Here is a 17020-nt window from a genome sequence, read left to right as displayed (position 1 = left end):
AGGGCAGTCCATGCGGAAAACCATCGCCAAAATGGATGACGAAACGCCTCAGACCTGATACCCGAAACACACTGCCTCACGGCAACGCGTCACCGGTGGGCGGATACCCCGGAACAGGTGGGCGCATGTTGTCGGAATGAGTGGGCGCATGCTCCGGAATACGCATTAAGATAGCATCCTCACTCAGAGTTCCTGCCAATCCGAGTGTTGCAATAAGTGCGGCGACATCGTGGTAGTTGTTCTCCGAAAAAGGATAAGCGATCTTGCAAACAGTATCTAAGTTCAAAGCTTTCATATTCGTATCTTCCTTTTGCTTGAGGGCTTCACTGCCTCTCTACAATTACATTGATACGATCTTAGAAGCTCAAAGGATTTTTTTGAGAAAACCGAAATTATTGATCTCTGTTTTGTTCATTCAATAACTTTAGGAACGTCTGATCTACCGCTTCCGCTGCGCCGGTTTCGAAGCAATCAGGCTTTGATTGTGCGGGAGGGGCGCGATTTTGCGCAAAACGCCAAAATTTGCCGTCCTGAGGCGCCCAACACCTGATTTTGGGCAGACTCCACCTCATTCCATCAGTTTTCGTCGGACGAGGAACAGGTTGCCGAGCGCGAACAGCGTGAAGAACTGAGCCCGGTTCTTCGCAGGTCCACGATAGCGGGTCTTATACCAACCGGCGTAAAGCCTGACTCTCGAGGAGGATTCCCAAAGCGGGTAAAATCTGAATCTATGGTGGTGGGTCTGGGAGGATTTGACCATGGGTGTAGCGATAGCCTTACGTTCGGACTTTGACGGCGCAACACTGATACCAACCTGGCGCTTGGGCACGCTGAACGGATGTTCAACCCGCGCCCGCACCTTGGCGATGATCCGGTTGATGTCGTCGTCGATGGTATGAAGCGCGCCCCCTTTCGGTGCCTTGCGCATGACGCCTTAGAACTTGTCGGGCCCGGAGAACGCAGCCTCGCGTGCGGCGCTCACATAGCCCTTGTCGGCCCAAACCGACGTTTCATCACCGTGCATCAGTTCGTCCCAAACCTAGCTGTCGTGCACCTTGGCCGCGGTGGTGTCGAGGCTGTGCGCGATACCGTTCTGCGCATCGACGCCCGACATGCGCCTTCATCCCGAAGAACCACTCGTTGCCCTTCTTCGTCGATGACATCTCGGGATCGCGCGCCTTCGCCTCGTTCTTGGTCGAAGACGGCGCTGTTGCGCTCTACCGGTCGGGCGTCTTGGTGCAAATTCGGCACCCCGAGCGGTTTGCCCTTCATAAATTGATCGTCGGCGATCGGCGTCATGGTGGGCCCGATCAAGCGGAGGCGCGAAAGGATCGCGGTCAAGCCGCATTTCTGATTTCCATCTTGGCCGCAGATCGGCCTGGCGATCTCGCAGATGCGCTGGAAGATGCTGTGTCGCGCGGTCCTCGCTGGCGACAACGGATCAGTGCGAGCCTGGCGCACATGCCTGACACCGCGGAGATACTCAGCAAACCTGCATGATCAGGCGGCCTGACAGAGGTACCTGTCACCGGGCAAGAAATAGCACTTTATCTATCGCAGTGCCGACAAGTCGGAAAAGACTGCATGTGAGCCCATCGGATTTAATGGCCAAGTTCCATGGACTGCTGTCTTACAGCAGCCCCTCACGCTCGGCCATTTTACGCGCAAGCTTACGCTGGCGGCTAATGCCTTCAGCCTTCTCACGTGCTTTGCGTATGGAGGGCTTTTCAAAATGTTCTTTGAGCCGCATTTCGCGGAAAACGCCTTCACGCTGAAGCTTTTTCTTGAGAGCACGCAACGCCTGATCGACGTTGTTATCACGAACACTAACTTGCATAGGACTTCGGCATCTCTCAAAATTGAATAGCGACACTGTAGACGCCCATGTCGCATATCGTGGCGGCACAAACCTGTCCAGCACTCTGGAATCACTGCGCCAGAGTTCATCACTTACAGTCCCGATTAAGGCTCCTCGGGTCCAATTCCAGCGTCCGCCAACTGCTCAGCATCTGGCAAATCGCGCAGGCTTTCCAAGCCGAAGTGCACCAAAAACTGCTCTGTCGTCACGAAGGTATAGGGCGCGCCGCGCCGCGGGGCCCGCGGCCCGGTTGCGATCAGATCCTGCGCATGCAGCCGTCCGATCAGATCGCGGCTGATCTCTTTGCCAAAGATGTCCTTCAGCCCGTCACGGGTGATCGGTTGATGATAGGCGACCGCTGCGAGCACCGCGACGTCGAAGTCATTCAGGTCCAAGCCTTGCCCCCCGACATCGGCTGCGGCCCGAATAACATCGCTGTAGCCAGCGCGCGTGCGCAGCATCCAACCGTCCGCGACACGGGCGATGTCATAGGGCCGGTCTGCCAGATCAGCGGCAAGGTCATCGATCAGCAGATCGACGGACACCCCCTGCCCGACGACCCGGGCCAGGTTTGCACGCGAGACCGGTGATGCTGTCGCAAAGAGCACGGCTTCGATCCGGCGCATCCACTCCCGCCAGCGCAGGGCGGTCGGCAGGTCCTCAAGTTCCCGGTCAAAGTCAGATAAATCAGTCACGATTAGAGGCCATAGAGTCGAAAGGTGTCGCGGCCGCTGAGCTCGCGGACCACATTCAACGCCACGAGCCGGTCACAGAGGCGCCGCGCGGCGCGGTCTGACATCCCCACCCCGGAACTGGTCAAGCCGAGGGAAGGTGAGAGGGCATCGCGGCTCAAAAACAGATCCACCGCGGCCGCAGCGCCTTTCGCCCGGAGCTGTGGCGCGACGGCTTTCAGCTGCGCTGCGCGGTCCCGCAGATCCTGCGACAGCGCCAGTGTCTCCGCGGCCGCCTTGCGCACCGCCGCATACCCCGCCCCCCTGAGATCGGCACCGGATGTGCGCAGATCCCGCGCCGTGAGATGCGCCCCGAGCAGCGGCATGATCGTATTGCCTCCCATCGCCTGCGCCAGCACAGCGTCGGCCAGGATCAGCGCAGCCTCTTCGGCACGGGGGTGCACCGTCCTGACAGCCTCAAACACGGCGCAGGCCCGGGCCACCGGCGCGCCCTGCCCCGCGTCCAGCCAGGTCGCAATGTCGGGGGCCGCGATCCCCGGCAGAACGGCGTGTAGGGTCCCCACCGAAATCGGCCTTGCGACGGCCTGCCGCCACAGCGCAAATACCGCGCCGGCCGGACCAGTCTGATCGCCGGGCCGCAGCAGGTGCACCTCATCGCGCAGATTGGCTGCGCGCTCCAGGCGCCCGGCGCGGATCACACTGGCCTCAGCCGCCGCAAGTGCGCGGCGCTCCCGCAGCAACGCATGCGGCACGTCAGGCTGCACCAGCACCACCTGCAGCGCACTGAGCGCCGCGCCAGTCAGAAAGGCCGCATCTTCAGCGGTCTCTGCCCGCGCAGAGGAGATCCAGGCCGGCAGGCGGCGCGGGAACGAGGGCGAGTTTTCAGGTGGGATGCGGGACGATAACATGGAAATAGCTTAGCCATTGGCGGCGCTTAGGGCTATCAAATTCGCATACAACCGCCGCAGCTTGCAGCTCTCTGCTATGTCCAATAAGTTTGCATTATCGGACGTAAAAAGAGTAGGCTCAGCGACATGTCAGAAAATACCCAGAAATCGCGCTCACGACGGCCAAACGGGCCTTCCCGCAAGGAAGACGACGAGAGAGATCGCCCAGAGGATGATGCCTTGAGCCTGCCGTCCTTTGTGGCCGGCTCCGGCAGGCTCGACCGGCTGGTCGACACCGCGCGCGACTATGCGCGCGCCGCGGCCTCCGACAACACGCGGAAGGCCTATGCGCAGGACTGGGCGCAATTCACCCGCTGGTGCCGGCTGAAAGGCTGGTACGACCAGTGCGGCACTGACCCCCAGCCGCCCTCCCCAGAGATGATCGGGCTTTACCTCGCGGACCTCGCGTCGGGTTCGGGCGGCTCCCCTGCGCTGGCGGTCAGCACGATCGAGCGCCGTCTCTCGGGGCTGGCCTGGAACTACGCGCAACGCGGCTTTGCCCTCGACCGCAAGACCCGCCACATCGCCACGGTGCTGGCTGGGATCAAACGCCGTCACGCGCGCCCACCCGTGCAGAAGGAAGCGATCCTGGCCGAGGATATCCTCGCGATGGTGGCCGCCCTGCCCTTCGACCTGCGCGGCCTGCGGGATCGGGCGATCCTGCTGCTGGGATACGCCGGCGGCCTGCGCCGCTCCGAGATCGTCAGCATCGATGTCCACAAGGACGACACACCGGACAGCGGCGGCTGGTTCGACGTATTTGACAAAGGCGCGCTGCTCGTCCTGAACGCCAAGACCGGCTGGCGCGAGGTCGAGATCGGGCGCGGCTCGTCTGACCAGACCTGCCCGGTGCACGCGCTGGAGCACTGGCTGCATTTTGCGAAGATCGACTTCGGCCCGGTCTTCGTGCGCACGTCTCGCGACGGCAAGCGCGCACTTGAGAAAAGGTTGAATGACAAGCACATTGCGCGGCTGATCAAGCGAACGGTCCTCGATGCCGGAATCCGGTCGGAGCTGCCAGAGAAAGACCGGCTGGCGCTGTTTTCCGGCCACTCCTTGCGCGCCGGTCTGGCCAGCTCCGCGGAAGTCGACGAACGCTATGTGCAAAAGCAGCTCGGGCATGCCTCAGCGGAGATGACCCGTCGCTACCAGCGTCGCCGCGACAGGTTCCGGGTAAACCTGACCAGGGCCGCAGGATTGTAGCCCCCTGCCCTTCCGCGCGTTGGCCAGGCTTGGTCGACAACACCTCAAGCCGGAATTTCTTTCGCGTGCTTTGGCGCAGGGTGGAGGCAATGGGACCTTGTCACGTCCCAAGCGGCGCAAACAGATCTTGCAATGTCGCCTCGTCCAGCAACAGGCTATTCTGTGCCACATCCTTGTCGAACAAGGCATCGGCCAGTGCCTGTTTGCGCGCCTGCATGTCGAGTATCTTTTCCTCTACCGTGCCTGCGGCGACCAGACGATGCACGAATACCGGTCTCGTCTGACCTATGCGGTGGGCGCGGTCCATGGCCTGACGCTCCACCGCCGGGTTCCACCATGGGTCATAGAGGATCACCGTATCCGCCTCTGTGAGGGTCAGCCCGAGACCACCCGCTTTCAGGCTGAGCAGGAAAACCGGTGCGGTGCCTTTTGCAAAGCGTTCCAGTACATCGGCACGGTTTTGCGTCTGGCCCGTCAACGTCAGATGGGGCATGCCGACGGCGGCCAGATCCGCTTCGATCAGACGCAGCATTTCAACGAATTGCGAAAACACCAAAACGCGGCGGCCCTCGGCCACCAGTTCGGCCAACAACTCACGCAATCGCGCCCGTTTTGCGCTGTCCGTCACCGCGCGCGCCGCGTCAGTCTTGACCAACGCCGGGTCGCAGCACACCTGCCTAAGCTTGAGCAGCGCGTCGAGCACGGTAATTCGCGCTGCGGCCAGACCACGGGCGCTGATCGCCTCGCGCACACGGGCATCCATGGTGCTGCGTACGGTTTCATAAAGCGCTTGCTGCGCCTTTGACAAATCCACCCGTTCCAGGATTTCGGTCTTGGGAGGTAGCTCGGTTGCGACCTGCTCTTTGGTGCGGCGCAACATGAAGGGCCGGAGTCGACGGTTCAGACGCGATTGTGCAGCCGCATCACCATGCTTTTCAATCGGGGTCCTAAACAGTTTTTGAAACCCTTTCCGGTCCCCCAGAAGGCCCGGATTAACCCAGTCGATCAGCGTCCACAGGTCTTGCAGCGAGTTTTCCAGTGGCGTGCCGGTCAGCGCCAGCCGTCCCTTGGCAGGAATGTTGCGCAGGCTCTTGGCCATTTGCGAGGCAGGGTTCTTGAGGGTTTGCGCTTCGTCGAGGATCACCAGAGGCCAATCTGTCGCTGTCAGCCAGTCTTGATCACGCGCCAGCAACGGATAGGTAGTGACGACCAGATCGGCGCGCAGAGCTTCCTCGCGCAACGCCGCACGGTCTGTGCCGTGCAGGACCACAAGGCGAAGATCCGGTGTGAATTGCGCAGCCTGCATCTGCCAGCCATGCAGCAGGCTGGTCGGTACGATCAGAAGCGTCGGACCGACTGCACCTGCTTCGCAACGTGCCTGCAAGAGGGTTAACGCCTGAAGTGTCTTGCCCAGCCCCATATCATCCGCCAGAACTCCGCCGAACCCGGCTTCGAGCAAACTGCCCATCCAAGTGGAGCCATAGGCCTGATACGAGCGCAACTGCGCGCGCAATCCCTTTGGAGGAGCGAAACACTCGGCCTCCGCCAAGGCCTTCAGGCTGCGGGCCAGTGGGATGATCCCGGCGTTGTCAGCGAACCGTACCGAGCTGCCTGCCAGCGCCTCTTCTGCCAACCGCGCGATATCGGCATCCGACGGGTGCAGCGCGCCCAACTCGGCATAATGCGTCAGCACCAGATGGAGTAGGGGCGCCAGCGGACTGAGATCCAGCGGAACGTAGCCTGCCTTGCCCCGGTTCAGGTAAACCGGTCTGTTAGAGAGATGCTGCGACAGGACGTCGATGTCTGGCACGACGTCCCATTCATCACGCACCTGTTCAAGAAAGGCCGCGATCAGCGGTGCAACATCCACTGCTTTGCCGCCGATCTCGGCCTGAAATCCCAACGAGAACCAATCATTGCCCTGGAATGCGTCGCCCGCCTCAGCCTGTGTTGCAACTGTCAGCGCGGCGGCTTCATCGCTCAAACGGAAGGGCCATTTTGATGTTTCGATGATATCCCAACCTTCGGTCCGCAACTCGGGCAGCGTTCGAAACGCAAACTCGAGGCCATCGCGCGAAGTCGGGAGGTGCATGCTCTTTGCGCCCATCTCCTCCTCAGCGAAGACGAAATCGCATTGCAGCATTCGATCGCTCGGCAAAAGATAGTCCATCTTGTCAACGGGTATCGCCCCTGCATCCATCAGCCGGATGACGCAAGCAGCTTCCCATTGATGATCGCGCGTCAGCGTTACAACCTCGTTGTCTTCAACGACCCGGGGGTCGCCGTCGCCTTCCCAAACCTCCTGCCCGTCATAGACAAAGCGCAATGTCAGCGTTGGCAGAGTGACAGAAACGCTGTCCCAACGCCTATAGCCGTCACGCGCGCGCTCCGCTCCAAGCGTCAGACGAGCGATGCGATTATGGGCAGCGCGCCGTATCTGTCGCGCCACATGCGGCGGCGGCAAGGCCAGCCCTGCGAGCGTGGCGGGCATTTCCGCAGCCAGAGCCGCCGCCTCATCGGGCGCGACTTGGGGAGCGCTTTGGACAAGCTGCAGGGCCTCAATCTGCACTGGCTGTGCCAGCGCCCCGATCTGCCCACGCGCGGTGTTCACCCATAGCGCTGCCCCGTCCAGCGCCCTCAACTCCAACTGTCTGCCGTCTGCGTCCTCAAATCCCAGGCTCTGATGCCCGTCCGCCGCCAAGCGCCAGGCCAGTCTGGCCTCTGGACACGCTTCTGACCAGCTCAGCTCCGCATCCGGCGCATTGTCATGAAGGAAGCGACCCGTGTCGCACAAGCGCCGGATCAGCGCCAAGACATCGCGGCCCATAGGTCTGAACTCTTCAGGCAAGCTGTAGCTGTAATGCGTCTGCCACAGTCGCGTCTGCGCCAGTTCCGAAAGAAGCTCCAGATCGATCGGTCGGATGAATTTCGCCGCCGCGTTGCTGCGTAGGGCATGCAGCGCATCATAGCGCCGGATTGCCTTGTTCAGGCCCGTGCCAGCGGCATTGATACGGCCCTTGTAAATATCAACCCTGACTATTGGTTCATTCGGGATCAGGATAAAAAGCAGACGTTCCTTAACGTTGTCCGGATAATCCTCGGGACGTGTCTCAGGCGGCTCCAAGGCCGTCGGCTGCTGCTTGACGCGGGTCAGCCAGCCTCGCACCGGCGATGCCAGTTGCGGGGAGCTATTATCGCGCTCCGCCCATTTCATCAAAACAGCGACCACGTGCTTGCAATTATGCCCCACCGGGCAAGAGCAAATCCCGTCCACAAAGCTGCTGCTCAGGGTAATCTGCTGCTGGTAGCTTTTTCCGCGCCCATTCAACACACGCCCCCGGATTCTCCTGTCCGGCAGAGGCTCGACCGCCGCGACCAGACCGCGACGGGCATAATCTTTCCCGCGTTGCAGGGTGACAACATCGAAATAATCCCTCAACCGTAAATCCATGCAACACCTCAATGCGCCCGCAGACCCAGCCCAAAGGTCTGCCTTGCCCCCTTCCGGATAATGGTTTTCCATCACGCGGCCTATGCGGAACTTGCAAAAAAGGCGGCACCAAACGCCGGAAAACGATTTTCCGCCATCAATCGGTCGTTTATTAGCGCTACCTGAAACTGCAAAAAACCTGTTTTGATGCCTTTAATCGGCTATGCCCGCGTTTCGACCGAGGAGCAGACCCCCCTGCCCCAGTCGCAGGCCCTTAAATCCGCAGGCTGCATCGAGATCCATGAAGAACAGGCCTCTGGCGGAAATCGCGCGCGGCCAGTACTGGCGCGGGTGCTGGAACGGATTGGCAAGGGCGACACGCTGGTAGTGGTGCGCATCGACCGATTGGCGCGATCGCTTTCGCATCTACTCGAGGTGGTCGAGCGGCTTGAGGCCAAAGGCGCTTTCTTTCGCTCGATTGAGGATCCGATCGATACCGCATCCCCTCAGGGCAAGTTCACGCTGCAGGTCCTGGGCGCTGCGGCGGAGTTTGAGCGCGCCCTGATCCGGGAACGCACCAAGGCCGGGCTTACCAGCGCGCGCACCAAGGGCCGCGTGGGCGGGAACCCTGGGCTGCGAGCCAGGGATCCGGCCGCTCTTCGCAAGGTGCGGCTCGCGCGACAGGACGCATACATGGAGCGGCTGAACGAGACGGCGCAATATTGGGTGCCCCATGTGCGCCGCCTTCGCCCCGACATGGCTTGGGAAGACGTGCTGCGCATCGTCAATGGCCCCTTACCCGAGGCCAGACGCTGGACGCAAAGCCGCCTGCTGCGCGCCGTTAAGACTTATGTACGGGATGGTTTTTTACCCGCAGAGGTGCTGCAACGTGCCGGACGTCGCGAAACTGACGACCGCCTGCCCGCCATCGTCGCCGCCATCAAGGGCGCGGATCCAGACGTCACCCTTCAGGCGATCTGTGATCGGCTGCTGGAGATGCGCGAACGTACCCCGCGTGGTCGCACGAGCTGGCAGCCGTCATCGGTCAAGATGCTATTGGAGCGGGCCGAGAAACTGGGGTTGCTTGAGTGACCTTTAGGAATCAGATTCGCTCAGAAGTAGAGAAAGGTCCCTATGGTTATCGCGTATATCTTGGGTCACCACGCTCATGGCACCACAAGCAGTTGTTGAGACGCAGGGAGGCGGCGACTTAAGCTATTGTATTATATGTATTTTTTCTGCGAGACCGCCGTGTCCGAGAAATCTCTTGCCCGTCAAGGCTTTTAGTGACATTTTTCCAGAAGAACGCAAGCCATCAGTTTCGGGCGGTTTCGCGTTCTTTCTCAAATTAGACCCGAAACACGGGCAGCGAGACGAGCATGAACGAGCAGCGGATTCGAATGGATCAAAAGATCCAGGCCATGGCAACACGTCTGAGTAAGTCGCTCGATGTGAACATGCGCAAGTCCTTTCTACCGGATGAGCGAAAGGCCTTGCGGCGTTTCAGTTCAACAGAGGTTGCCCAAGTCCTTGGGGTCAGCCAAGACTTTCTGCGGAAGATGTTCTTCGAAGACAGGCTCAATCTAGGCGAGATCGAGACAGACGCCCGCGGCCGTAGGTTCTACACGGCAGAGCAAATCGACATCGCCCGTCATGAGATTGCAGCGTCAAGCACGAAGTTCCATCACATCGTACCTCGCCGCCGAGATGGGGAGCAAATCCAGATCATCTCCATCGCCAATTTCAAAGGCGGAGCGGGCAAGACGACAACGGCAATTCATCTAGCACAAAAACTGGCCCTAGATGGATACCGAGTCATGGCAATTGACCTAGACCCTCAGGCATCCATGACCACCATGTTCGGTTTCCGGCCGGAGCTAGATTTTCCTGAAGTAGGAACCGTCTATGATGCCCTTCGCTATGAGGATCCCGTCCCTTTCCGAGATATTTTGCTCAAGACATACTTCCACAATCTTGACCTGGCACCGGCCGGTTTGCTTTTGTCCGAGTTCGAAACAGAAACTGCACATGCCCTTCGGAACAACATCCGTCCGCCGTTCTATCAGAGGCTTGCCCTGTGCATAAATGAGGTCGAAGCCGACTACGACGTTGTCGTCATCGACTGTCCTCCCCAGCTCGGATTTACGACACTCTCTGCCTTGGTTGCATCAACTTCGCTGATCGTGACTGTCATCCCGAGCATGCTTGATGTGGCCTCTATGGCGCAGTTCCTGCAGCTCACGTCCAGCCTAATGGCAACAATCGCAGATGTAGGTGCTTCTCCAGACTGGGACTTCATGCGCTTCCTGATCACACGCTTTGAGCCGAATGACGGGCCCCAAACACAGATGGCAGCTTTTCTTCGGACAATGTTCACCGATGATGTACTCACACAGCCATTCCTGAAGTCTTCTGCTGTTTCGGATGCGGGCCTTACCCAACAGACGCTCTACGAAATTGCTAGATCCGATTTTCACCGGCAGACCTATGATAGGGCAATTGAATCCATCAACGGGGTCGTTGACGAGGTTGAAGGTCTTATCGGGACCGCATGGGGGCGCAAATAATGGCCCGCAAAGTTACATTCGACATTCCTGACGACGAGGAAAAAGTGGAAGATCCCTCCTTTTCCTCCACCCAAGCCCAGTCCAGAGCCCCTGCCCTTTCCGGCATGGCCCGTTCCCTTCAAGATGCAGCACAATCTTCCATTCAGGAGATCAGTACGGATCTGATCGATGACTCTGAGTTCAAGGATCGTCTTTCACTAGATGACGAGCAAGAGATCCGGGAACTAGCCGAGAGTATCGAGAAACAAGGCCAGCTAATCCCAATACTCATCAGCCCGGCAGGACGCCGATACAGGGTAATCTACGGGCGTAGACGTCTCGCAGCGCTTCGCCTGATCGGAAAGCCAGCAAAGGCCCTGATCAGATCCCTCGATGAAGATCAGGCTATTCTTGCTCAGGGACAAGAAAACAGCTTCCGCAAGGACCTTAGCTGGATCGAAAAGGCCCTATTCGCACGTTCTCTCCTCGATTCCGGGAAAGATGAAGGATTGGTCTGTGATGCCCTGAATATCGACCAGAAGGCGCGGCGCGGCGGGGCTAAGCTCACCGGCCTCGCCCGGATGAAGCAAGTGACATCCTGCATTCCCATAGAGATCATAGAAGCAATTGGACCTGCCTCGGGGGTTGGTCGTGATCGCTGGTATGCGGCTGCGAAATCCTACGAAAGCCTCGGGTTTCCGGCCGGAAACCAGAACTTCGCGGCAGAAATTTTGAAATTCAAAGATGCCGGGAACGGTTCGGACGAGCGATTCGCCACCTTTGAGGTAATAATGCGGAGGCAAAAACCTCCTTCCCTCTCAGCGATCGCGACAGACTACGGCTCTGTAAAGATCACCAAAAGGAACGTGGTCATTACCGTTAAGAGCAGTGAAAACGGACTTCATGCATGGATATCAGAGAACCCGAAGGCCGCTTTAGCGGCTTTGGCTGGCGCGCGAGCGGCGGACAAGAATGCGGGTATGGGTGCCACAATCGACACCAACGAGGTGGATAGGACCCAAACCGTCCTGCCGAAGCCCACAAGTGGCGATCCTGACGATTTTACAAATTTGGCCGCCCCGACATCGGAGGATCTTGACGTCGAGGACACGTGACCAAAGACAACAAAAACAGAGCAGAAAGGAGGACACGTCAGAAAAGGAAAGACCCCCCGAAAGCAACGCTTCCGAAGGGCCTCAATTAGCTTCGACACCTGATTGATACCCCGAAGGCGAATCGATTTCAACACCGTTCGCGGTGAACGGGGATGCTTTTTCTGTCAAAATCATCATGAGACAGGTATTTTCTCACACCCCCGCCTTGGCGGAACGATCTTCTGTACTCAGTACAAACCCTTACAGGGTCATCGAACCGATCCGAGTGCTTCGCAAAGAACTCGGGCTAACACCAAATGATCTAGTAACGCTTCAGGCCTTGATCAGCTTCATGCCGAAAAAGGCTGGACAAACGGCTTCAATGACCATCGTTTTCCCCTCAAACGCATCCTTGTCGGAGCGAACGAACGGCCTAAACGAGAGAACGATCCGGCGGTGTATCGGACACCTCGTGGATGCGGGGCTGATCCACCGCAGGGATAGCGCAACCCGGAAGCGGTTCCCTCTTCGCTACGGTGGATTGATCAGAGATGCGTTTGGCTTCGATTTGCAGCCAATGTTTGAACGGGAAAGAGAGCTCACCGAACACGCAGAACAGCTTGTGGACGATCAGGAAAAGCTACGGTCACTTAAGGCCGAGGCACTGGCTCTTCGTGTCGAAGCTCTGCGTCAAGCAAAGGATGAGGAGACAGTCTCGTTTCTCCAAAAAGTGCGCAACATGCTACGGCGTGCCACTCTGAAAGCCGAAGAGATCATAGAACTCATCAAGAAATTGGCAGAGTTGACCGGAGTAGAAATCAAAGAGTTTCCGGCCGGAAACCACGACGCTCACGCACTGATGATCGACGAAATGTCCGGCGACGACGGACAAAATGTCCGGCACGTAGAACCCACAAGATTGAATATAAAAAGGGATGCGATAAGTGCTCACACCATCTCTGATTACCGGGAACAACGAGACCCAACCACTATGGCTTGGAAAGACCTAAAAAACGTGTCGGAGTTTTTCCCCAATGAGCCAAGAGACCATCAATCGGTTGTAAGGATATTGGCAGACGTAGGAAAGTTGCTAAGAATAAGACAAGACAAAATCTTAAAACATCTCAGAGAACACGGCCCAGGACGGCTTCTTCTTGCACTCGACGAGATGCTTCTGAGGACCAGCACAGGGCATGTGAGGAATACCAACGCCTACCTGGACGCAATGATGAGGCAAGGAATGTGATGGCAGACTTGCAACGAGATGGGCATTACCGACCACTACCAAGGAAGCCAATGACGGCGACACTTAGCAACCTCCATACGGAAAAGCGTCAACACCACGGTGATCAGAGAATCGACACGAGTCTTTTTGAACATCAGGATGGTGGCGCGCTAAGCAAGCTTTCTTACATCCGGGACAGTCGGCCTTCGTCATCCACAACGTCAAGTCTGCATCCTTCCCCAGTCCAGCGCCACAGCACAATGTTGTTGTCTACCGCCGATGTGCCCTTAGCAAAGCTTCGGATCAGAAGGCCCACAAAGCCGTCAGTGATGAGACTGGCGGCAAAGTCTTGCGTCGGAACAGTTTGCCCATCGAGCATCCTTGCGCGCCATCCAGGGTCTGCGAGCGCGCCTTTTGTCATGCCGTATTGTGCAACGACGTCTGCGTCTCGGGTATCAAAAATAGGGCCAAGATCGGCAGCGTAGGACACAAGCATCGTGGGCTGCAGGCTTCCGACCTGGTTTGCTTCGCGCAACGCTGTGGTTGGATCGAGCGCGGTGTAGAGAGCCGGGGTGCCCTTCGCATTGAAGCGCCCTCCATAAAGTTCAGCGCCACGCCCGGAGAGAGGTTCTCGCGCATAGACCGGGTTGAGGGCGCGATAGAGAGGACCTGCATAGCGTCCAGCCGTAAGAGGCATCAGGCGAAGACGCCTGCGTCGACCGCGTCTATGTATTCGAGAACCTGCTGCGCCTTACCGTCCTGTACCAACTGCATCGCGGTCTGGCCGTCAAACCCGGGCAGCGGCTCTGAACGATACCAGGCATAAGCCATCAGTTCCGACCCGAACCGTGGCTCGACCTTATTGAGCACCTCGACAAGTTCGCGCAAACGGCGCTGTGTCTTATCCGAGCTGATACGGCTGCGCCGCTGCATGGCATCTTTGCCAAGACCAACCGTCATTGCGATCTCCTCTGCCGAGGTGCGTAGTACTGCTGCGATCTTGCGCGGTTCAAACTGTCCGCCCTCTGCAAAGTTTGTGATGTGCATAGCGTTACTCCATACGGTCATTTTGACGTTACATAGCGGCAATCTTACTGAATATCAAGTCAGCGACAGTGCTCTCCGCGTTTCTCCCAAAGAATCCATGTCCCGGCAACGCGCACATCTTGGAAAATGCCGCAGGTCTTGGTGCTTTGAGCACTGCCTGAGACGTATATTTGAAGAAACTGCCAGCCCTGTCGGTTCTGCCCGCCAAAAAGAGAAAGTGTCCTTCAGGTTTAGTGACTGACGGATGAGGGCCTTTGGGGTCCCTCGGACGGGTCCGGGCCGGGTTCCGGTCTGTCTTTCCTAATGAAGGTCATTCCCATGCAAACAGGTGTCTTGCGCGTGTTGCGCGCGACCTCTGCCTCATGGTGGCGACGCAAGGAACTACGCCGAACTGGCCAGACGGGGCAGGCGCAGCGGCTCGACCGCGAGACTGTCCTGCGCGATCTCGGCTATCTGAAGCAGGCGGCGTCATTGCCAAACACGCATAAGATCTGCGGAGAGGGCGGGACGTTCCTCCATCTCGGTTGCACCACCGTTTAGACTCTCGCGCCGATCGAGCGCTTTCCATTGACCGCTCTTGCGGTCGCACGAGGGACCCCGTTCATCGATATCCGGCCCGTCACCGATGTGATTGCCTTCGCGAACCTACCGCGCCTGACACAGGACGGATCGGTCGACCCTGAACCTTGCGGTCCTGGAAGTTCTGTCTTGCTGACCACCTAGATAGACAAGGTCGAAGGGCTCGGCGCGAGGATCCTCAACGATCCGCGGCCCCGTCAGTCAATCTGATCACCATTCCCTCTCACCAACACTCGAAAGGACGCCAGCCATGGCCCGATCCCGCACGCCCAAATTGTATGCCTCCGAGGTCATCACAAACGAAATCATCCGCATCATCGAGCGCGGCGTCCTGCGGTGGCGCAAGCCCTGGATCGCTGGCGGCAGCACAAAACCGCTGCGCGTGGGCGGTGAGCCCTACCAGGGGGTCAACAACTTCCTGCTGACCATGCGCACCGTGATGGCGGGTCACAGTTCACCCTTCTGGATGACGCTGCCGCAGGCCAATGCGTTGGACGCAAAGGTCCGCAAGGGCGAAAAGTCGTCTGTCGTCGTCTATTACGGACAAAGCCGGAAAGACGCGGGCGGCGAGGACGACCGCAGCGACGGCGATGCTCGCTCCGAGTAGGCCCGCATCTTCCGCTTCCAGAAATCCTACCGCGTGTTCAACGCCTGCCAGATCGAGGGTTTGCCCAAAAGCTTCTACCCAGACCCCGAGCCAGCGCCCGAACATCCCCCCGCTGAGCCCATCCCGCATATGCAGACATTCTTCGAGGCCATCGACATCACCACGGTATTCGCAGGCGGCGAGGCCTATTATCTGCCGCCCGTCGATAAAGTTTTCATGCCTTCTATCGAGAAGTTTCAGGACCCGCGACATTTCTATGGGGTCTGGGCGCATGAGCTGGCCCATGCCACAAAAGCCCCCCATAGACTGAACCGTGATATCGGGCTCTCGAAGTTCGGCAACACCTATTAAGGTGCGCGACCAGATAGCGGTTCAACAGGTCCATGATCTTTGCATCGCCCCGCTTGCGAAACTTGGCAAATTCGGCGGCATGATCGCGGTTGATCGGGCTGCGGTCGTCGGTGTCCGAAACCGTCAGGCGTTTGTCCAGCACATAGCCTGTTTCCGTGGTCGGGACGTTCGGCACGTCGTCCATGCGAATGCCGTAAGCGCGCTCGTATCCCATGGCTCCGCAAAGCTGAAAGGCCAGAAGGTGAAGCGCCAGTTTCGGATCGTCCAGCATCGCGTTCTGCCGTGCGCCGGTGCCAATCCGGTCCAGATCGCCGCGCAAGGTGTCAGAGATTGCCGACTTGGGGACATCCTCTTTCTCGGCATGGCGTGACAGCTGCAAGATACCTGCTTCGACTGCTGCGGCCTTGTCCTCTCCCTTGATGAACCCGGCCTCGACCTTCACGCTGCCATCGGTGGTGACATAGATCACGACACCGGCTGTGGCCCGCTGCGCGTCGGTAAAGTCGCCGTCCATCTTGGTCTGCAAGGCGTCCAGCTCAGTTGCGCCGTCTTCGTCCAGCTCAGTTGCGCCGTCTTCGTCCAGTGCATCGCCGTTCGCCAGTTCCGCCAGTGCGTCGTAACGCGCGGTCTCGGCCTCGGTCAGTTCGCCTTCGACGGGATAGACCTTGCCGAATTTGCGGTCTTTATCGAATTGATAGCTGATGTAGCTGTCGGTGATCGCCTCGGCCCATTTCCAGCCATGTGCTGCGGGATAGTCGGCGGCGGTCTGGGTCAGCTTGGCGGCGAAAACCTCGTCCAGAATGGCGGGGTCGTCAAAGTTGGTCACGTCGGCAAACAGGTCGCCACCGATGCGGCCTCCTGCGGTCCTGTAGTCTGCCTCTCCGACAAATACAGCGCGGCGGTCGGTGCCTTTGACGCTGCCGGGTTTCAGGCGGGTCTTGATGGTGTAATCGTTCAACCCGCCGTAGCCTTTGGCGATTTGCTCCATGTGAAGGGCCAACACCTCCAAGGTCAGGGCTTCGTCGTCGCTGATCGTGAACGCGGCGGCTTGGGACAGGCTCACGCTGCCGTCCTTCAAAGCGTCCAGCACCGTGGCGGGCAGATTGGACAGCGCCAAGCGGCGGTAAACGTGCTTCTCGGTCACGCCATAAGCGACGGCGATATCTGCGACCTTCGCGCCGCGCTTCTCCATCGCGCCGAAGTCGCGGATTTCGTCTGCGGGGTGCAAGTCCTCGCGCTGCGCGTTCTCGCTCGTCGCCCAAAACGCGGCGGTCGCCTGATCGGGGGCCATGCGGACGGTGACGGTCTTAAACCGGGGGTCGTCCGCCAAGGCGCGGTAGCGGCGTCCACCTGCCACGATCCCGACTTTGCCGCTGCCATCGCGCAAGCCTGCCAGATTCTGAATGAGGCCATGCTTACTAATATTCGTGGCAAGGGCTGC

The 17020-nt window shown here is 58.9% G+C and carries 13 protein-coding genes and 5 pseudogenes; 8 read left to right on the top strand and 10 right to left on the bottom strand.

Annotated elements, in window-relative coordinates; genetic code table 11:
* Positions 1 to 76 precede the first annotated feature (76 nt).
* From ACOI1H_RS17885 to ACOI1H_RS17875, 3 genes and pseudogenes are all read right to left on the bottom strand, one after another.
* Positions 77 to 295 (bottom strand): hypothetical protein, encoded by a 219-nt coding sequence (locus ACOI1H_RS17885; protein ID WP_422439194.1) that lies wholly within the window; start codon positions 293 to 295, stop codon positions 77 to 79.
* Positions 296 to 568: 273 nt separating this feature from the next.
* Positions 569 to 676: pseudogene (locus ACOI1H_RS17880) on the bottom strand (IS5/IS1182 family transposase); the annotation flags it as partial.
* Between the two features lie 296 nt (positions 677 to 972).
* Positions 973 to 1208, bottom strand: a pseudogene (locus ACOI1H_RS17875) (transposase); the annotation flags it as partial.
* Positions 1209 to 1236: 28 nt separating this feature from the next.
* Between ACOI1H_RS17875 and ACOI1H_RS17870 the strand changes: the two are divergent.
* A complete protein-coding gene (locus ACOI1H_RS17870; protein WP_422439196.1) occupies positions 1237 to 1500 on the top strand; it encodes a GSU2403 family nucleotidyltransferase fold protein in 264 nt (87 codons plus the stop codon).
* Positions 1501 to 1630: 130 nt separating this feature from the next.
* On the opposite strand, the gene rpsU is transcribed toward ACOI1H_RS17870, so the two are convergent.
* The 3 genes from rpsU to ACOI1H_RS17855 all read right to left on the bottom strand — a co-directional run bounded on the left by rpsU (position 1631) and on the right by ACOI1H_RS17855 (position 3458).
* On the bottom strand, positions 1631 to 1837 hold the full coding sequence (gene rpsU / locus ACOI1H_RS17865; RefSeq protein WP_422439193.1) for a 30S ribosomal protein S21: 207 nt from the start codon (positions 1835 to 1837) through the stop codon (positions 1631 to 1633).
* Between the two features lie 125 nt (positions 1838 to 1962).
* On the bottom strand, positions 1963 to 2484 hold the full coding sequence (gene scpB, locus ACOI1H_RS17860; protein ID WP_422439195.1) for an SMC-Scp complex subunit ScpB: 522 nt from the start codon (positions 2482 to 2484) through the stop codon (positions 1963 to 1965).
* Between the two features lie 71 nt (positions 2485 to 2555).
* Positions 2556 to 3458 carry a DUF1403 family protein gene (locus ACOI1H_RS17855; RefSeq protein WP_422439192.1) on the bottom strand — a complete coding sequence of 301 codons (903 nt, stop codon included), beginning with the start codon at positions 3456 to 3458 and terminating at the stop codon, positions 2556 to 2558.
* Between the two features lie 126 nt (positions 3459 to 3584).
* On the opposite strand from ACOI1H_RS17855, the gene ACOI1H_RS17850 reads away from it, so the two are divergent.
* A complete protein-coding gene (locus ACOI1H_RS17850) occupies positions 3585 to 4700 on the top strand; it encodes a tyrosine-type recombinase/integrase (protein ID WP_422439191.1) in 1116 nt (371 codons plus the stop codon).
* 100 nt (positions 4701 to 4800) lie between these two features.
* On the opposite strand, the gene ACOI1H_RS17845 is transcribed toward ACOI1H_RS17850, so the two are convergent.
* The gene (locus ACOI1H_RS17845; protein WP_422439190.1) at positions 4801 to 8223 is read right to left on the bottom strand and encodes an SNF2-related protein; all 3423 of its coding nucleotides are present in this window, start codon (positions 8221 to 8223) and stop codon (positions 4801 to 4803) included.
* 114 nt (positions 8224 to 8337) lie between these two features.
* Between ACOI1H_RS17845 and ACOI1H_RS17840 the strand changes: the two genes are divergently transcribed.
* From ACOI1H_RS17840 to ACOI1H_RS17825, 4 genes are all read left to right on the top strand, one after another.
* Positions 8338 to 9222: a recombinase family protein gene (locus tag ACOI1H_RS17840; RefSeq protein WP_422439189.1), complete on the top strand. Its 885-nt coding sequence runs from the start codon at positions 8338 to 8340 to the stop codon at positions 9220 to 9222.
* A gap of 287 nt (positions 9223 to 9509) precedes the next feature.
* Positions 9510 to 10697, top strand: coding sequence for a plasmid partitioning protein RepA (repA, locus tag ACOI1H_RS17835; RefSeq protein ID WP_019956879.1), 1188 nt, complete (start codon positions 9510 to 9512; stop codon positions 10695 to 10697).
* A complete protein-coding gene (gene repB, locus ACOI1H_RS17830; RefSeq protein ID WP_422439188.1) occupies positions 10697 to 11791 on the top strand; it encodes a plasmid partitioning protein RepB in 1095 nt (364 codons plus the stop codon). Before repA ends, repB begins: the two co-directional genes overlap by 1 nt.
* A gap of 175 nt (positions 11792 to 11966) precedes the next feature.
* A complete protein-coding gene (locus ACOI1H_RS17825; protein ID WP_422439187.1) occupies positions 11967 to 13016 on the top strand; it encodes a helix-turn-helix domain-containing protein in 1050 nt (349 codons plus the stop codon).
* Positions 13017 to 13179: 163 nt separating this feature from the next.
* Here the strand turns inward: ACOI1H_RS17825 and ACOI1H_RS17820 are convergent, their stop codons facing one another.
* Positions 13180 to 13692, bottom strand: coding sequence for an RES family NAD+ phosphorylase (locus tag ACOI1H_RS17820; protein ID WP_422439186.1), 513 nt, complete (start codon positions 13690 to 13692; stop codon positions 13180 to 13182).
* Positions 13692 to 14042, bottom strand: a complete 351-nt coding sequence (locus ACOI1H_RS17815; RefSeq protein WP_422439185.1) for an MbcA/ParS/Xre antitoxin family protein — start codon at positions 14040 to 14042, stop codon at positions 13692 to 13694. Before ACOI1H_RS17815 ends, ACOI1H_RS17820 begins: the two co-directional genes overlap by 1 nt.
* 318 nt (positions 14043 to 14360) lie before the next feature.
* Here ACOI1H_RS17815 and ACOI1H_RS17810 point away from each other — a divergent pair.
* A pseudogene (locus ACOI1H_RS17810) lies at positions 14361 to 14831 on the top strand (hypothetical protein).
* 40 nt (positions 14832 to 14871) lie between these two features.
* Positions 14872 to 15573: pseudogene (locus ACOI1H_RS17805) on the top strand (ArdC family protein); the annotation flags it as partial.
* Between the two features lie 1294 nt (positions 15574 to 16867).
* Here ACOI1H_RS17805 and ACOI1H_RS17800 read toward each other — a convergent pair.
* Positions 16868 to 17020: pseudogene (locus tag ACOI1H_RS17800) on the bottom strand (ParB N-terminal domain-containing protein); the annotation flags it as partial.

Origin of the sequence: Loktanella sp. DJP18 (assembly GCF_049310965.1) — a bacterium.
In the GTDB taxonomy this organism is placed as follows: Bacteria; Pseudomonadota; Alphaproteobacteria; order Rhodobacterales; family Rhodobacteraceae; genus Loktanella.
Note: the sequence above shows the minus strand (reverse complement) of the source record. Positions and strands in the feature narration are given on the sequence as shown.